General features: G+C 60.3%; 13 protein-coding genes. 4 read left to right on the top strand and 9 right to left on the bottom strand.

The genetic code is table 11. The features are described from left to right. Positions 1-5: 5 nt before the first annotated feature. On the top strand, positions 6-536 hold the full coding sequence (secB, locus tag DAAHT2_RS11710) for a protein-export chaperone SecB (protein WP_013164485.1): 531 nt from the start codon (positions 6-8) through the stop codon (positions 534-536). A gap of 89 nt (positions 537-625) precedes the next feature. Here secB and DAAHT2_RS11715 read toward each other — a convergent pair whose 3' ends face one another. Genes DAAHT2_RS11715 through pilM form a run of 7 tightly spaced genes read right to left on the bottom strand, consistent with a single transcriptional unit; the run spans position 626 to position 8,684 of the window. Further along, a complete protein-coding gene (locus DAAHT2_RS11715) occupies positions 626-2,500 on the bottom strand; it encodes an Ig-like domain-containing protein (RefSeq protein ID WP_013164486.1) in 1,875 nt (624 codons plus the stop codon). 18 nt (positions 2,501-2,518) lie between these two features. Next, positions 2,519-4,117, bottom strand: coding sequence for a type II secretion system protein GspD (locus tag DAAHT2_RS11720; RefSeq protein ID WP_013164487.1), 1,599 nt, complete (start codon positions 4,115-4,117; stop codon positions 2,519-2,521). A 12-nt stretch (positions 4,118-4,129) separates the two neighbouring features. Next, positions 4,130-5,779, bottom strand: a complete 1,650-nt coding sequence (locus DAAHT2_RS11725; protein ID WP_013164488.1) for a secretin and TonB N-terminal domain-containing protein — start codon at positions 5,777-5,779, stop codon at positions 4,130-4,132. Positions 5,780-5,784: 5 nt separating this feature from the next. Further along, the gene (locus tag DAAHT2_RS11730; protein ID WP_013164489.1) at positions 5,785-6,339 is read right to left on the bottom strand and encodes a hypothetical protein; all 555 of its coding nucleotides are present in this window, start codon (positions 6,337-6,339) and stop codon (positions 5,785-5,787) included. Between the two features lie 6 nt (positions 6,340-6,345). After that, positions 6,346-6,990, bottom strand: a complete 645-nt coding sequence (locus DAAHT2_RS11735; RefSeq protein ID WP_013164490.1) for a type IV pilus inner membrane component PilO — start codon at positions 6,988-6,990, stop codon at positions 6,346-6,348. Further along, positions 6,987-7,556 carry a PilN domain-containing protein gene (locus tag DAAHT2_RS11740; protein ID WP_013164491.1) on the bottom strand — a complete coding sequence of 190 codons (570 nt, stop codon included), beginning with the start codon at positions 7,554-7,556 and terminating at the stop codon, positions 6,987-6,989. Before DAAHT2_RS11740 ends, DAAHT2_RS11735 begins: the two co-directional genes overlap by 4 nt. A gap of 9 nt (positions 7,557-7,565) precedes the next feature. Further along, complete coding sequence (gene pilM / locus DAAHT2_RS11745; protein ID WP_013164492.1) at positions 7,566-8,684, bottom strand: type IV pilus assembly protein PilM; 1,119 nt, start codon at positions 8,682-8,684, stop codon at positions 7,566-7,568. A gap of 357 nt (positions 8,685-9,041) precedes the next feature. Here pilM and lepB point away from each other — a divergent pair, with 357 nt between their 5' ends. The 3 genes from lepB to DAAHT2_RS11760 all read left to right on the top strand — a co-directional run bounded on the left by lepB (position 9,042) and on the right by DAAHT2_RS11760 (position 12,085). Next, a complete protein-coding gene (lepB, locus tag DAAHT2_RS11750; RefSeq protein ID WP_013164493.1) occupies positions 9,042-9,671 on the top strand; it encodes a signal peptidase I in 630 nt (209 codons plus the stop codon). Between the two features lie 2 nt (positions 9,672-9,673). Further along, entirely contained in the window at positions 9,674-10,606 is a 933-nt protein-coding gene (locus DAAHT2_RS11755; RefSeq protein ID WP_013164494.1) for an aspartate carbamoyltransferase catalytic subunit, read from the top strand. A 165-nt stretch (positions 10,607-10,771) separates the two neighbouring features. Continuing rightward, a complete protein-coding gene (locus DAAHT2_RS11760) occupies positions 10,772-12,085 on the top strand; it encodes a dihydroorotase (protein WP_013164495.1) in 1,314 nt (437 codons plus the stop codon). A 134-nt stretch (positions 12,086-12,219) separates the two neighbouring features. Here DAAHT2_RS11760 and DAAHT2_RS11765 read toward each other — a convergent pair whose 3' ends face one another. Both DAAHT2_RS11765 and topA read right to left on the bottom strand, forming a co-directional pair. Beyond that, positions 12,220-12,576 (bottom strand): flagellar basal body rod C-terminal domain-containing protein, encoded by a 357-nt coding sequence (locus DAAHT2_RS11765; protein ID WP_013164496.1) that lies wholly within the window; start codon positions 12,574-12,576, stop codon positions 12,220-12,222. A 183-nt stretch (positions 12,577-12,759) separates the two neighbouring features. Continuing rightward, positions 12,760-15,066, bottom strand: a complete 2,307-nt coding sequence (topA, locus tag DAAHT2_RS11770; protein WP_013164497.1) for a type I DNA topoisomerase — start codon at positions 15,064-15,066, stop codon at positions 12,760-12,762. Between the last annotated feature and the right edge of the window lie 97 nt (positions 15,067-15,163).

A 15,163-nucleotide genomic window follows, 5' to 3' on the forward strand; every position in this document is an offset into this window, starting at 1 on the left:
GAGCAATGAGCGAGGAACAGAAAGGCGATGCGGCGGCAGGTCAGGGCCAGGCCCAGGGCCAGCAACAGGCTGCAGCCCCGGTATTTCGACTGCAGAAGATGTACCTCAAGGATCTTTCCTTTGAAAGCCCCACCGCGCCGGGGATCTTTACCGAGCAGGGGGTGGACCCCAAGGCCGATGTGCAGTTGAAGCTGGAAAATCGCAAGCTGGAAAGCGCCGATCAATATGAGGTGACCATCAAGATCACCGCCACGGTGACCAACAACAAAACCGGCAAGACCATGTTCATCGTTGAGGTGGAACACGGCGCGGTCTTCCTGCTCCAGAACATCCCCGCCGAACACATGCCGGCGGTGCTGGCCGTAGAGTGCCCGGCCACTCTGTTCCCCTTTACCCGCCAGATCATCAGCCAGACCACCGCCGACGGCGGCTTCATGCCCTTCCTGATGGACCCGGTCAACTTCCTGGCTTTGTATGAAAACTCGCGCCGCCAGCAGCAACAGCAGCAGGAAGGCGTCGCCCCGCAGCAGCAGTAAGAGAAAAAAATAAAGAAACAAAAAGAAAAAAGGCCGTGAACCTGGTTGGTTCACGGCCTTTTCTGTTGGGGTAGTCGACGGGGGGTGTTTTATAACGTGTCAAAACAACTGCCTGACTCACCAAAAGGGCTGGGATTGCCGGGTGGGTTGATGCCACTGTCGTTCAGGTCATCGGCCAGCATGGGGAGGCGGAAATAGCGGCTTCTCTTGCCTTCGCTGCCGGCCACCATGGCCCGGGCGGTCAGTTCCACCCGGATCCAGTGACCCAGTTCCCGGAAATAACGGATATCAAAATGGCCAAAGCCGTCATCGCCGGTGATAACCTCGACGGTGGTGGCGGTGCCCGCTTCGTTGGACAGGGTTACCACGTTGCCGGGGGTCAGGTTGCCACTGTTGTTCTGGTCTTCCCCGGCGTCCTCAATACCGTCCCTGTTTACATCTTCATTTTCGCAAATAGCGGTGGTGGTTGGCACCCAGTAACTCCCACCCCAGGTGTAAAAACCCTTGTAATAATGGGTGGGCCAGATACTGAGGGTCACCTTGGCTCCAGCTACGGGACCGCCGGCTGAGTCAGTTACCAGCACTCCGTAAGGCAGGGCATAGGAAAGCTCGCCATATTCACCGATCACGTTGCTGGTGCCTAAGGTAATAAACAGAGGCGCGCCGCCGACCGTGACAGTAACGGTTTTGTTAACCGCTGGGGCATCGGATACTTGGGCGGTGATCTCCACGGCTTCGTCCAGGGCGCTGGAGGAATCGCCAGCATAGTAAGTGGTTCTTGCCCGGCCGTAGCGGTCGGTGATCGCTGAGATGGGGTCGATTACACCGCTGGTGTTATCGGCCAAGCTAAATTTCACGGTCTTGTTTTTAACCAGGTTGTTTAACGGGTCACGGACGGTGGCGACAATTTCACTTTGCTCCCCCGGGGCGATGATGGCTGGATCGGCCTGCAGGGTCATGGAGTCGGCGACGGTGGCGACAAACAGCACTTCGGTGGTCGCCTGCTGCGTTTGATGCTCAGCTGAGATTTTGGCCAGGCCAGCGCCGTCGGCGCCGGTGGCGGTAAGGTTGACCGTGGCTTTGCCTTCGGCATCGGTCGTGGCGGTGGGCGGCAAAAGAGAGCCACGCGCACTGTGAAAATTGATCTCTTCGCCTGCCACGGGAGCACCGGAATGGGTCCACTGGAGTGTTACCTCGTAGGTTTCGTCCAGTTCCAGTTCCGGCCATTCTTCGCCGTCGGCTGCGGTGGGTGCAATAAACACAAAGATGTCCGGCGTAACCTGAAAGGTGTGGGTAACGGCAGTACCAGCACCGCTGATGGTAATGGTGTCCTCTACATCGTTGGTTACTGTTATGGCGATGGTGGTTCGGCCGCTGGCGTTGGTAGGGGCGATTTCTGCAATATCGTTTTCCGCCGCCGATTCAGCGGCCAGGGTAATGCCTTGAATTCCGGCTCCGGCTGAGTCCCGCAGGGCCACCTCCAGTTGGATGGTGCTGTTATGGGTGGCGGTACCAGGAGCGGTGAGCAGAGTGATCTCGGTGCCGGTGACCATCACGCTGACCGTGTCACTTACGGTCCCGGCGCGGGCCCTGACCTGAATTTCTCGGTTGCTCTTGTCGCCGGGGGTGGAAAGAAGGGCCTGGGCCCGGCCGGCCTCATCGGTGGTGGCGTTGACCACCGCCAGGCTGCCGCTGTAGCCATCGACAATGGAAAAACTGACGGTAACCCCTTGCATCAGCACGTTGCCGGTATCATAAACGATGGCGTCCAGGGTTACCGGCTGGGTACTGGCGGAAGGCAGCTCCGGGCTGCTGGCCAGCAGGGTAATGCTGCCGACATCGGCAAATTCACCATTGTCGATGTCGTTGTCGTCGTCGTTCTTGTTTTCCGCGCAGGCGCTGAAGATGAACAGAAGCAGGAGCAGCAGGACTCCGTAACCAGCTGTTTTTGCCATGTTAAGCATTGATGAACCCCTCCGTCATCAAATAATGGTGGGCTGCAGCAGGATGACCAGTTCCCGTTTACGGGAGGTCTTGGTTTCGTGGCTGAACAGCTTTCCTAAAATGGGGATGTTGCCCAGAATCGGCACCCGGTGGCTGGTGCTATCCTGCACATTGTCGATCAAGCCGCCGATCATCAGGGTGTCGCCGTCCCGTACCTTGACCACGCTGTTGAGTTCGCGGATGTTGATCTGGGGCAACTGGACGGTCATGCCCTGAAAGGTCCGCTCCTGCATGGGTTGGGTAAGGCTGGAGGTAACCGGGGTCAGGCTCAGGACGATCTCGTTCTGATCGGTGATGGTAGGCAGCACCGCCAGACCCAGGCCGGACATCACGGTGTCGGTGGTCACGCTGGTGGAGATGCCGCCGCCGGTGTCGGTGGTGGTTTCTACCTGGGAGATGTAGCGGAAGGTTTCACCCACCGTGATCAGGGCCGGTTGACCGTTCATCACGCTGATCTTGGGGTTGGCCAAAACATCGGCGGCGCCCTGGGTCTCAATGGCATCAAGCAGCACCTGGAAGGGGTTGGGACCGATGGTGGCCTGGGTTACCCCGCCGCCGGCGGCGTCCCAAGGATAGATAATCCCCTCGGGGCCGAACAGCTCAAAGTTGAGGTGCTTGCCGCTTAATACCCCGCGCCAGTCGATACCGCTTTTGTGCTGCTCATCCAGGTTGACCTCGACGATCTTGGCCTCGATGGAGATCTGGCGGAACAAACGGGATTTCAGGTTATCCAGGTATTCCTCGATCTTGTTGACCAGGGGCCGGGGGGCGTTAACGGTGATCAGCCCGATGGGCTTGTCGATGGCGTAATAGCCTTTGGCCCCTTTGACATCACGACGGCGGGTGGTGGTGACCTCGCCGTTGGTGCCCGGGGCCGGGGTGGTCTGCACGGTTTCATCCCAGATCTCCAGGATCTGGTCCAGGTTTTTGCGAATATTTTCCCAGATATCGAACTCATTGCCGTCGCTGGTAAGCTGAATGTTGCCCACCAGGGCGCCACTGCCGCCGCCTATGCCGCCGGCACCCAGTACATCGCCGCCTACACCGGTACTGTAGGTGGAGCGCATGAAGGGCATGGCCACGTGGAAGGCCCGGGTTTCCTGGTACCTGACCACGATGGTGTTGTTGTCCACCTCGTGGAAGTAGTCGACCTGGCGCAGGAGGTTATTGATGGCCTGGTAAAAATCATCATTGGCCCGGATATCCACATCCACCGGCACATGCTGATCAACATCGCTGGCCCAGCTGATGTTCATTCCCCTAAGGCCGGCCAGTTTACGCAAAATCTCCCGCAACGGCACCGGGCCGACGCTGGAAGAGATATCGGCTCCCACCGGCACCCGGACTTCCGGTTCATCCTCGACGCCAAGCTGCAGTCTGGCGTCCTGGGTACGGAAGGCATAGGCCGGGCGCTGGTAGCGTGCCGGCAGTTGGTCGGTGGTCTCCTGTTCCACGGTGGGGGCCAGTGGGGCGGCATCCCGTTCCGAGGGATCGGAGGCAACGGGGGAGCAAGCGGCCAGACCCAGGGTCAGGGCGATAATTCCCAGTATGGTCGGCATAATTTTCAGTGCTCGCATGGTCTTTCTCCTCTACTCTCCTGTGTCGGCGATTCGGCTCCGGATAAAACGCTGCAGGTCCTGCGGCAGCTCAAATCCGGAATGCAGAATAGCGCGGTATTGCTCTCGGGCCTGCTGTACGGCGCCGGTACGGTCAAAAAGTCGGGCTTTGGCGATCATGGTGTCCAGGTCGTCACCAAACAGCTGCTTGTAGCGTTGCAGCAGGGCCAGGGCCCCATTGGGGCTGTCATGCTCCTCGGCAAAGGCGGCATAGCTGATCAAGGCCTCGGCCGACGGCTGGGGCTGGCTGATGGACTGGTCGAAGAACTCCTTGGCGTCGGCGCCGCGCTGCATATTGGCGGCGGCAATGGCCGCCACCAGGGCGGCCCGGTCGTTGGTCTCGTCGTGGCGCAGGGCCATGCGGGCAAAATGCAGGGACCGGGCATTGTTGCCAAGCTTAACCAGGTAGATGGTGGCGATACGCTCCGCCAGGAGCGAGTTCTCCGGCCACAGCTCCAGGGCCGTTTCGTAGACGGTCAACGCTCCGTCATGGTTGCCGGTTTCGTCCAGTTCGGTGGCCTGGCGGATCAATCGGCGTGCCCGGATCTGCTCCGGTGGCAGCTCGATGCGCTGCTGCACGGTGATCTGCGGGGCGGCTCGAACCTGCAACTGTTGCGGGGCCACGGTGTCATCTTCTCTTTCCGGCCAGACAAATTCTTTGGCCCGGGGGGAGATGACGATGGTGTTGTGGCGTTCTTCCTTTTGCAGATCCTTGAGGTTGAGGATGATGTTCAAGGCAAAATCCCATGGCACATCCTTCAGGGTCAGGGTGAGTTGACCGCGAACGGCTTCGTCCACCACCACATTGCGCCCGGTGGCCTGGGCAAAAAAGCGAAAGACGTTATGCAGGTCGGTCTTGAAAAATTCCACATTGACCCGCATCTGTTCATCATCGGGTTCCGGCGCCAGCACCGGCGGCTCCTCCATCGCTACCCCGATGGCGAGGTCGGCCAGGTCATAAGCCGGGGTTTCCGGCTTTGGCTCCACCCGTGGCCGGGTATGAAACTCCAGGGATGGAATTCTGGGCACCACCGGCTCGGCGGTCTCCAGCGGCGGTTGCGCCTTTTTAAGATCGGCCAGGATGGCGGCGGCAGGATCATCGGGCTTGGGCGCCGGAGGTTGCTTGATCTTGGGCGCGGGGATGGTCTTGCTGATCTCTTCTTCCACGGCCGGGGCCGGTTTGGCCTTGCCGGCGGTCATCACCCGCGGCGGGGTGGCCAGGGTCAGCAGAATGTCATGATGGTCGGCGGTGGTACGGTAATCCAGGGTGCTGGAAAGAATGGCCTCCAGACGGATGATGTTCTGCGGCTCCAGGGAACGGCGGCGCAGTTCCTGCAGTTCACCCTGCGGCAAACCGGGCGGGGTGACCAGGCCCTCGGCCCAGTCGGCATCGGCGATATCAATCACCACCCGGGGCGGGTCAAAGAGCAGGTAGCTGGTAAAGGTCGGCGCCGAACTGCCGGAGATTCGCAACATGATGGCGTCGTCTTTTGGTTCCAGGGTGATGGCGTCAACCACATAACCGGCGGTCGCGGCGGTGGCACCAGCCTGGTGGCCGCCCAGCAGCCCGCCGAGCAGCAGCACCAGCACGATCGCCTTGATATGTCGGGGGATGGGTGTCATCACGGTCAATCTCCCTCTTGGGTTAAAAACATTTCAATGGTGCGGTATTCCGTTTCGCCCGTTGGGGTCACCGTGGGCTCTTTGATAATGACCCGACCCGGGGTGATGCTCTCCACCCGGCCCTGGCGGCCGATTAAGTCACCGGGGCGGATGAAATAGCCGCGGCCGGTGGAGTCCTCGGCCATGGCCATGGTCTCCCGGTCGCTGACGATGATGGCGGTCAGGGTCAATTGCCCGGGTTCAAACCGGCGCAGGCCGGTAAGTACCTCCTCCTCTCTTTCTGCTACGTCAACGTCCGGCGAGGGAGCGGGGGCGGCCTCCACGAAGGGCATAAAGGGGTCGGGGCGGCCGACCAGGCGGTAAACAAAGTCGGCCTGAGGCGAAAGCTGTAACTCCGGGGTGTCGGCCAGCGACGGCGGGGCCGGTACCTCCAGGATGACTTCCGGGGACACTTGGTCGGCTGCAGGCGCCTCTTCTCCGGTGGCCCATTGCGGGCCGGCAAGGCCAAAAGCCATGGCCAGGGTGCCGATGCGTATGGTTTTGCTTGCCGAATAACGCATGATTTCCTATCGCCTCCGCGAGCGGGCCGGTGGGGGCGGCGCCGTTTCCGGTTCGATGAAGCGGTAAGTCAGCAAAGTGATGTTGGTGGTCAGGTACATCCGGTTCCCGGTGCGGGTCGGTGAACTCATATTGATGTCCTGCACCGTGACAATCCGGGGCAGTTTGCTGATGCGGTCAAGAAAGGTGCCGACGTTATGGTATGGTCCCCGGACCGAGATACTGAGGGGGATTTCGGCGTAAAACTGGTGTCGCACCTCACTCTGGGGGCGGAACAGCAGAAAATCCAGGCCGGAGTGGGTACCCAGGTTGGAGATGCTGGTCAGCAGCAGGGGAATCTCTTTTTCTTCGGGTAGCAGTAGGGATAGTTCTTCCAGTCGCAGTTCCACCTGCCGGGTGTCTTCCCGATGCTGGTCAATTTCCCTTGCTACCCGGGCAAGACGTGTGATCTCGCTTTCCAGGTTTTGGATGCGGTTGCGGGCCTGGTCCATTTCGCCCGCTTTGGGGATAAACACCAGGAAGGTGAAAATAACCGCCGGCAGCGCGCAGACCCCCAGCAGGATCAGCAGTTTGTGCAGGCTGGTGAGCATGCCGGTTTTGGTTTCCAGCAGTACATCCAGCTTTTTGAGCAGCGGCTTCAGTTTCTGGTTCATTCCGCTTCCTCCGATGCCGGTTTGGGCGGGGTGACCCGGATAACCAGGGAAAATGATTTAAGCCGGTTGCCGCCCACCTCGGTCTGGGTGGAACTGGTCAAATCAGCGCTGCTAAAATAGGGGGAGCGTTCCAGGGCCTGCATGTATTGGGCGATGGTGGGGTTGTCCAGGCCGATACCGGCCAGGTTGATGGTGGTGCCGGACATCCGCAGGGAGGTTAGCCACATCCGGGCGCTGGGAGTCAGGTTGCTGATCTCGTCCACGATTCGGACGGGCAACTGGGAGTCGGCGCGCAACTGGTCGATGGCGGCAATCTTGACCTCCAGCTCTTCACGCTTTCTTCTAAGGCCGTCGATTTCTCTTTGGATGGCGACATAAGAGGCCCGCTCCGCCTCCAGGTCGCTGATTCTCGCCTCCAGCCGGCCGGCCTGAAGGGCCATCACCAGGGTGATTCCGCCCAGAACAAGCAGCACAACCGCCAGGGCGCCGAAAAGGCCGAAAAACTCGTAGCGCCGGCGCAGTTTTTGCCTGATTTCCTTGATCGGCAGCAGGTTTATCTTAATCATGGTCTTCCCCTAAAACTCCACCGACCGGGTGGCCAGGCCGAAGGCCTGGCCCATTTCCGGGGCGGCGACCTGCAGGTACTCGGGGTCGATTTTTTTTGGGTCGTATTCAATTCTGGTGAAGGGATTGAATACGGTGCAGGGCAACTCGCACTGTTGGGCCAGGTAATCGGCCAGGCCGGTAAGCCTTGCGCTGCCGCCGCTGATCACGATCCGGCTGATGGGCTGGTCCTCGTTGCTGGAGAGGTAAAAAGCGATGGCCCGCTTGATCTCTTCGCTCCACTGCCGGCAGGTGTCTTGTACAATCTCCGCCGCTTTTTGCCGTGTTTCTTCCGAGGGAGCCGGCATTTTGCCGGTTTTCAGGGCCTCGGCCTCATCGAAGGAAAGACCCAGGGAGTTTTGCAGTTGAATGGTCAGGTCGCGGCCGCCCAGGGTGATGTCGCGGGTCAGGGCCGAACTGCCGCCACTGAGCAGGTTGATGTTCATTTTGCCGGCCCCGATGTCCACCAGGGCCACGTTTTCCGCTTGCTGCTGGTGGGCGTCGAAGGCGTTTTCCAGGGCAAAGGCGTCCACGTCCACCACCACCGCTTCCAGCCCCAGGCCGTCCAGCAGTTCCAGGTAGCCGTCCACCAGCTCCTTTTTGGCCGCCACCAGCATCACATCGGTGTTTTCGTCGCCTTCCCGGTTGGTCTGCAGGTCGTGGAAGTCCAGGTAAACATCATCGATATCAAAGGGGATGTACTGCTCCGCCTCTTCGATGATGTGCTTTTCCAGCTCTTCGGTACTCATCACCTGGAGGTTGATTTTTTTTACGATCACCGAGTAACCGGAAACGGAAATGGCCACTTTGCGGTTTTTGCTTTTCAGGTTGGCCAGCAAAGGGGAGAGCACCCCGGCCACGGCCTCGGCGTCGAGCAGAGCGCCATCTTCGGTGGCCTCGGGCGGGATCAGGGCGCTGCCCAGGGTCAGCAGCCGGTAGCCGTCGGTCAGGCGATGCAGCTCGCAGACCTTGACGGCATGGGAGCCGATGTCCAGCCCCAGGGCCAAAGCGGATCGGCCGCCACCGGGCAGGGTAAGCCGCCCGAGGGAGGACAGGCTTATTTTTTTAAGGTTTGGCAGGGTTAAGGCCATCGCTGATCCTGTCACCAGACTTGCACAACATTGCTATGTAAGCAGGCAACTCATCATTTGTCGCCTTTCTTTATGCTTCCGGGTACTTCCAGGCTTTTAAGCCTAACGTCATGATCGCATTAAGGACATAAAAGGGCCGCGATGTCAAGGGTAAAGCTTAAATATCAAGCGGTTGCTTGTCTTTTTTTGTGCTTTGCGGTATAGCTACACAGGTTTGCCGGACGGTTTTCGCCGCCCCGGGTGACGGCCCGAAACCCTGACAGGCATTGGGTTTAAGATGGGGCGCCTCCAGGCACCGGCGCCGTTGGCGGCAGTTTAAGCGGGTCTTTTAAAAAATCTTTTGCTGGAGGAAAAAGTTTGACCGATAATAATCGGGAGTCTTCACGGAAATCAGTTTTTCGTGAATATGCCGAGGCCATTATTGTGGCCCTGCTCCTGGCCCTGCTCATTCGCACTTTTGTGGTGCAGGCCTTTAAAATTCCCTCCGGCTCCATGGAACCGACGCTGTTAATCGGCGATCATCTGCTGGTCAACAAGTTCGTCTACGGGGTGCGCAACCCCTTCAGCGGGGAGGTCTGGGTCAGTCTGCAAGAGCCTAAGCGTTACGACGTGGTGGTTTTTCGCTATCCCCGTAACCCTAGGCAGGACTATATCAAGCGAATTATCGGCCTGCCGGGTGAGACCGTGGAGATTCGTGATAAACAGGTTTATATCGACGGTGAACCACTGGAAGACCCCCGGGCGGTGTTTCGCGACGACGATATCCTGCCTCCCTCCCGCCAGCCCCGCGACAACTTCGGCCCGGTGAAAGTGGGCCCCGATGAACTTTTCACTTTGGGGGACAATCGCGATAACAGCCACGACAGCCGCTTCTGGGGCATGGTGGAGACCACTGCCCTGCGGGGCAAGGCCTTTGTTTTATACTGGTCCTGGGATCATGAGGAAACCGGGGTGCGCTGGAATCGACTGGGGCAGAGGATAGAATAACCATGAGCGCCGATTACCTTTTTCCGCATCGACACATCCTGGGGCTTGGTGATCTGGCCGCCGCCGATATCGATTTCATTCTTAAAACCGCCGAGAGCTTCAAGGAAATATCGCAACGCTCGATCAAGAAGGTGCCCACCCTGCGGGGGAAAACGGTTATCAACCTGTTTCTGGAACCCTCCACCCGCACCCGGCTCTCTTTCGAGATCGCCGCCAAGCGGATGAGCGCCGACACCTTCAACATCTCCGGGGCCGGTAGCAGCACGGCTAAGGGTGAGACCATGGTGGATACGGCCCGTAACCTGGCGGCCATGAACCCCGACTGCATCATTATCCGTCACTCCTGTTCCGGCTCCCCCGGCCTGCTGGCCCGGCATATCGATGCCTCGGTGATCAACGCCGGCGACGGGGCCCATGAGCACCCCAGCCAGGGCCTGTTGGACCTGATGACGGTGCGGGAGCACAAGGGGCGAATTGCCGGTTTGAAAGTGGCGATCATCGGGGATATCACCCACAGCCGGGTGGCCCATTCCAATATTATCGGCTTTTGCAAAATGGGGGCCGAGGTTCGGGTGGCCGGGCCCGCCACCTTGATCCCGCCGGGGATTGCCGCCATGGGCGCGCAGCATTGCCGCTCGGTGCGCCAGGCGGTGAGCGGGGCCGATGTGGTGATGACCCTGCGGATTCAGAAGGAGCGCCAGCAGGACCCGCTGCTGCCCTCCTTGCGGGAATACGCCATCTTTTACGGGATTACCCCGGAAATCATGGCCCTGGCCGCGCCCGATGCCATCCTGATGCACCCCGGCCCCATTAATCGAGGGGTTGAGCTTGATCCGGCCCTGGCCGACGGGCCCCGCTCGGTTATCCTGGACCAGGTGACCAACGGGGTGGCGATCAGGATGGCCCTATTGTACCTCATAATGGGTGGAGAATAGTAATCGTACAGCAGCACCGCATCTTCGGGCGATCAGCCAGGCTTACGTACAGGGGGTACGCTGCGCCTGTCTGCTTGCCCGAACCTGCGGCACTGCTGAACGATTACGGCCCGTTAGACCGGTAAGTTGGTACCCCTGGTGAACGTTTACGGAGAATAATTGCGTATGTCTGCTGATGCTTCGATTTTGCTGGAAAACGCTCGGCTGCTGGACCCGGCTTCCGGTCTGGACGAGAAGGGATATCTGCTGGTGCACGAGGGCCGGATCGTGGCGGTGGCGGCGGGCAGCCCCGCGGGGTTGGAGTTGCCGCCGCAGTTGCGGCGGATTGACGCCGACGGTCGCTGGCTGGCACCCGGCCTGATCGACATCCATGTGCATTTGCGGGAACCCGGCGAGGAACACAAGGAAACCGTCGCCAGCGGGGCGGCGGCCGCCGCCGCCGGCGGCTTCACCGCCGTGGCCTGCATGCCCAACACCAGGCCGGTCAACGACAGCGCGGCGGTTACCTGCCAGATCATGGCCGCCGCCGCCGGGGCCGCCGCCCGGGTTTACCCGGTGGGGGCCATCAGCGTGGGGTTGCAGGGCGAAACCCTGGCCCCTTTTGGTGAAATGCGCCGGGCCGGGGTGCGGGCGGTCAGTGACGACGGCCGGCCGGTGGGCAACAGCCAGTTCATGCGCCGGGCCTTGGAGTATGCCGGCGACCACGACCTGCTGGTGATCAGCCATGCCGAAGATGACAGCTTGAGCCGCAACGGGGCGATGAACGAAGGGGAGACCGCCACCCGCCTGGGCCTGCGGGGGATTCCGGCAGTGGCCGAGGAGATTATGGTGCACCGGGAGCTGGCCCTGGCCGAGTATACCGGCCGGCCCATCCATATCGCCCATGTCAGTACCGCCGGAGCGGTTGACCTGGTGCGGCGGGCCAAGGCGCGGGGAGTGCAGGCGACGGCGGAAACCGCCCCCCACTACTTCACCCTCACCGAAGAGGCGGTGGGCCTTTACGACACCCGGGCCAAGATGAACCCGCCGCTGCGCACCGCCGCCGATGTGGCCGCCATCCGCGAGGCCCTGGCCGACGGCACCCTGGAGGTGATCGCCACCGACCATGCCCCCCACAGTGAACTGGAAAAGGAGCTGGAATTTGAACTGGCCGCCAACGGCATCATCGGCCTGGAAAGCGCCCTGCCTCTGAGCCTGGCCCTGGTGCGGGACGGCTTGCTCAGCCCCCTGCAACTGGTGGCCCTGATGAGCACCAATCCCGCCCGGATCCTGAGTGTGCCCGGCGGCCGCCTGGCGGTGGGCGAACCCGCCGACCTGACCCTGATCGACCCGGATTACCGGTTTACCTTTCAGGCCGATCAACTCAAATCGCGCAGCCGCAACTCACCGTTTCTCGATTGGGAAATGCAGGGCAGGGCGGTGCTGACCATCATGGATGGCCGGATTACCCATGAGGTCGTAAGCGTTCACCAGGGGTGATAGCTTACCGCTTAACGGGCTGTAATCGAACAGCCGTGCCGCAGGTTCGGGCAAGCAGCCAGGTGCAGCGTACATCAGTACGTAAGCCTGGCTGATCGCCCGAAGATGCGGTGCGGCTGTTCGATTACATGAGGTTAGCTTTTGATGTTCAGCAGGCTCCCCAGCCGCTCGTCCTCGCTCTGGACGACCTTGAGGTTGGCCTGGTAGTAGCGGCGGCTGAGCATCAGGTTGGGCATCTCCTGAGCCAGATCAACGTTTGATTTTTCCACCATCTCCGGGCCTGCGGCGGTTTGCTCCTGCACCACCGGGCCGGGGGTCTCGATCTTCTCCGCCCGTGGCTCCACGGTGCCGGGGGCCACGCCTTCATGCAGGGTTACCCGGACCTTCTTGTAGCCGTCGGTGTTGACATTGGCGGTGTTATGGGCCGTGGCCGCGGTCTTTTGCTGCAGGGCCAGCAGGCCGGACAGGGCTGAATGGATTCCGGTAACCATGGTGCGTACTCCCTGTAAGCGACGGTACTCCGTAATCGCTTACATATTGGCAGGTTATAAGCAGTCAGCGGTGGTTAGCGTTATGCATGATGCTGAAAGCTTAAACTTATGGTGTTATTCTCTATATTATACTTATCGGATTACCGATTGCCAAGTTCCAACAATAATTTTTCCTGCTTTTAGTTATTCCCCTTCCTCCGGCAATTCCTCGGAGTAACGGCACTCCTTGTTGGGGCAGGCCAGACGGCGGCCCTTTTTGCTGCTTTTTTCCACCAGGAAAGGGGAGGAGCACAGCGGGCAGGGCTTGGCCACCGGTTTGTCCCAGAGGGCGTAGGTGCATTTGGGGTAGCGGTTGCAGCTGTAGAAGACCTTGCCGCGCTTGGAGACTTTCTGGACTATTTCCCCGTCGCAGCCGTCCTCCGGGCAGCTTACCCCGGTGCTGATGGCCCGGACGTTCTTGCAGTCCGGGTAGCCAGAGCAGGCCAGGAATTTGCCGAAGCGGCCATGCTTGTAGACCATGGGCTTGCCGCACTTGTCGCAGCTTTCCCCTGATTCTTCCGGGGCCTCCCGTTCCAGGGGTTTGATTTTGCCCTCTTCATCGCGGGTGAAATCCTGGGTGTGCTTGCACTCCGGGTAGTTGCTGCAGGCCAGAAACTCCCCCTTGCGGCCCCACTTGATGACCAACTCGCTCTCGCATTGGGGGCAGTTGAGGCCGGTGGGGATGGCGCTGTGCTTGACCGCTTTCATCTCTTCCCTGGCCTGTTCCAGGTTCTGCTGGAAAGGCCCGTAGAACTCGCGCATCACCTGGACCCAGTCGACCTTGCCGGTTTCAATCTCATCCAGCTCCTGTTCCAGCTTGGCGGTAAAATCGGTGTCGATTACCTTGGGGAAATGGGCCACCAGCAGCTTATTGACCATTCGGCCCAAATCGGTGGGGTAGAATTTGCGCTGGGTGAGCCTGACGTACTCCTTGTCGACAATGGTGGAGAGGATGGCGGCATAGGTGCTGGGGCGGCCCACCCCGTTTTCTTCCAGCGCCTTGACCAGGGTGGCCTCGGTGTAGCGGGGCGGAGGCTGGGTGAAGTGCTGCTTGGGGGTGATCTCATTGAGCTTGAGCAGTTGCCCTTCCTGCAGATCGGGCAGTAGGGCGTCCTTGCCGCCTTTGCCGCTTTGCTTGCCTTCTTCCGGGGTTTCATCCACCGCTTCCACATAAAGGGTCATGAAACCGGGAAAGCGCATGATGGAGCCGGTGGCCTTCAGTTCATGCCTGCCCTCGGGGCCGCCGGCAATGCGGATGCTGGTCTGATCATAAATTGCCGGGGCCATCTGGCTGGCCACGAAACGTTTCCAGATCAGGGTGTATAAGGCCAGCATGTCTTTGTCCAGCTTGCCGGCCAGGCTTTCCGGGGTGCGGCTGACATCGGTGGGGCGAATGGCCTCGTGGGCGTCCTGGGCGCCCTTGCCGGTTTTGTACTGCACCGGCTTGGCCGGCAGGTAGTCGGCGCCGTAGGTGCTGCCGATGTAATCCCGGGCCATGCCCAGCGCCTCGTCGTTGACCCGGGTGGAATCGGTTCGCATGTAAGTGATCAGCCCCACCGGACCTTCCTTGCCCAAGTCTATCCCCTCGTAGAGGCGCTGGGCCTGGGCCATGGTCTTTTTGGCGGAAAAGCGCAGCTTGCGGTTGGCGTCCATCTGCATGGTGCTGGTGATGAAGGGCGGGCTGGGGCGTCGGCGCTGCTGCTTTTTATCCACCCCGGCAACTTTCAGCTCTGCTGCCATGAGTTGCAATACCAGTTCCCGGGCCTGGGCTTCATCGGCGATTTTACGCTTGCGGTTGTCCAGTTTGCGCCCGTCCACCTTTTCCAGCAGGGCCTGGAAGGGCGGCGGTTGAGGGCCGGCCAGGGTGGTGGTGATCGACCAGTATTCTTCAGAGACAAATTTTTCAATTTCCTCTTCCCGCTCGCAGACCATCCGCACCGCCACCGACTGTACCCGGCCGGCACTCAGCCCCCGGCGTACCTTGTCCCAGAGCAAGGGAGAGATCTGGTAACCCACCAGCCGGTCCAGCACCCGGCGGGCCTGTTGGGCCTCGAAGAGGTGGTGGTCCACCTCGCCGGATTTCTCCAGCGCCGCCAGTACGGCCTTGTGGGTCAGCTCATGAAAAAGCACTCGCCGGATTGGCTTTCTGGTGGTTTTGAGGGCTTCGGCGATATGGTAGGCAATGGCCTCGCCCTCGCGGTCGGGGTCGGGGGCCAGGTAAACCTGATCGGCCTCTTTGGCGGCTTTTTTCAAATCGCTGATCACCTTGGCCTTGCCTTTGATGGTGACATACTGGGGGGCAAAGTCGTGGTCGATGTCGACCCCCAGCGAGCTCACCGGCAGATCGCGGATATGGCCCACCGAGGCCTTGACCAGGTAATCTTTGCCCAGGTGTTTTTGCAGGGTCCGGGCCTTGGCCGGTGATTCCACGATAATTAATGATTTTCCCATGAATTCAACTTGTTGGTTTAGGTTTTGTTAAGTGTTTGCCGGCTGTCAGGTTTGTAACCGTTCACCAGGGGTACTAACCTACCGGTATAACGGGCCG

Origin of the sequence: Desulfurivibrio alkaliphilus AHT 2 (genome assembly GCF_000092205.1) — a bacterium.
In the GTDB taxonomy this organism is placed as follows: domain Bacteria; phylum Desulfobacterota; class Desulfobulbia; order Desulfobulbales; family Desulfurivibrionaceae; genus Desulfurivibrio; species Desulfurivibrio alkaliphilus.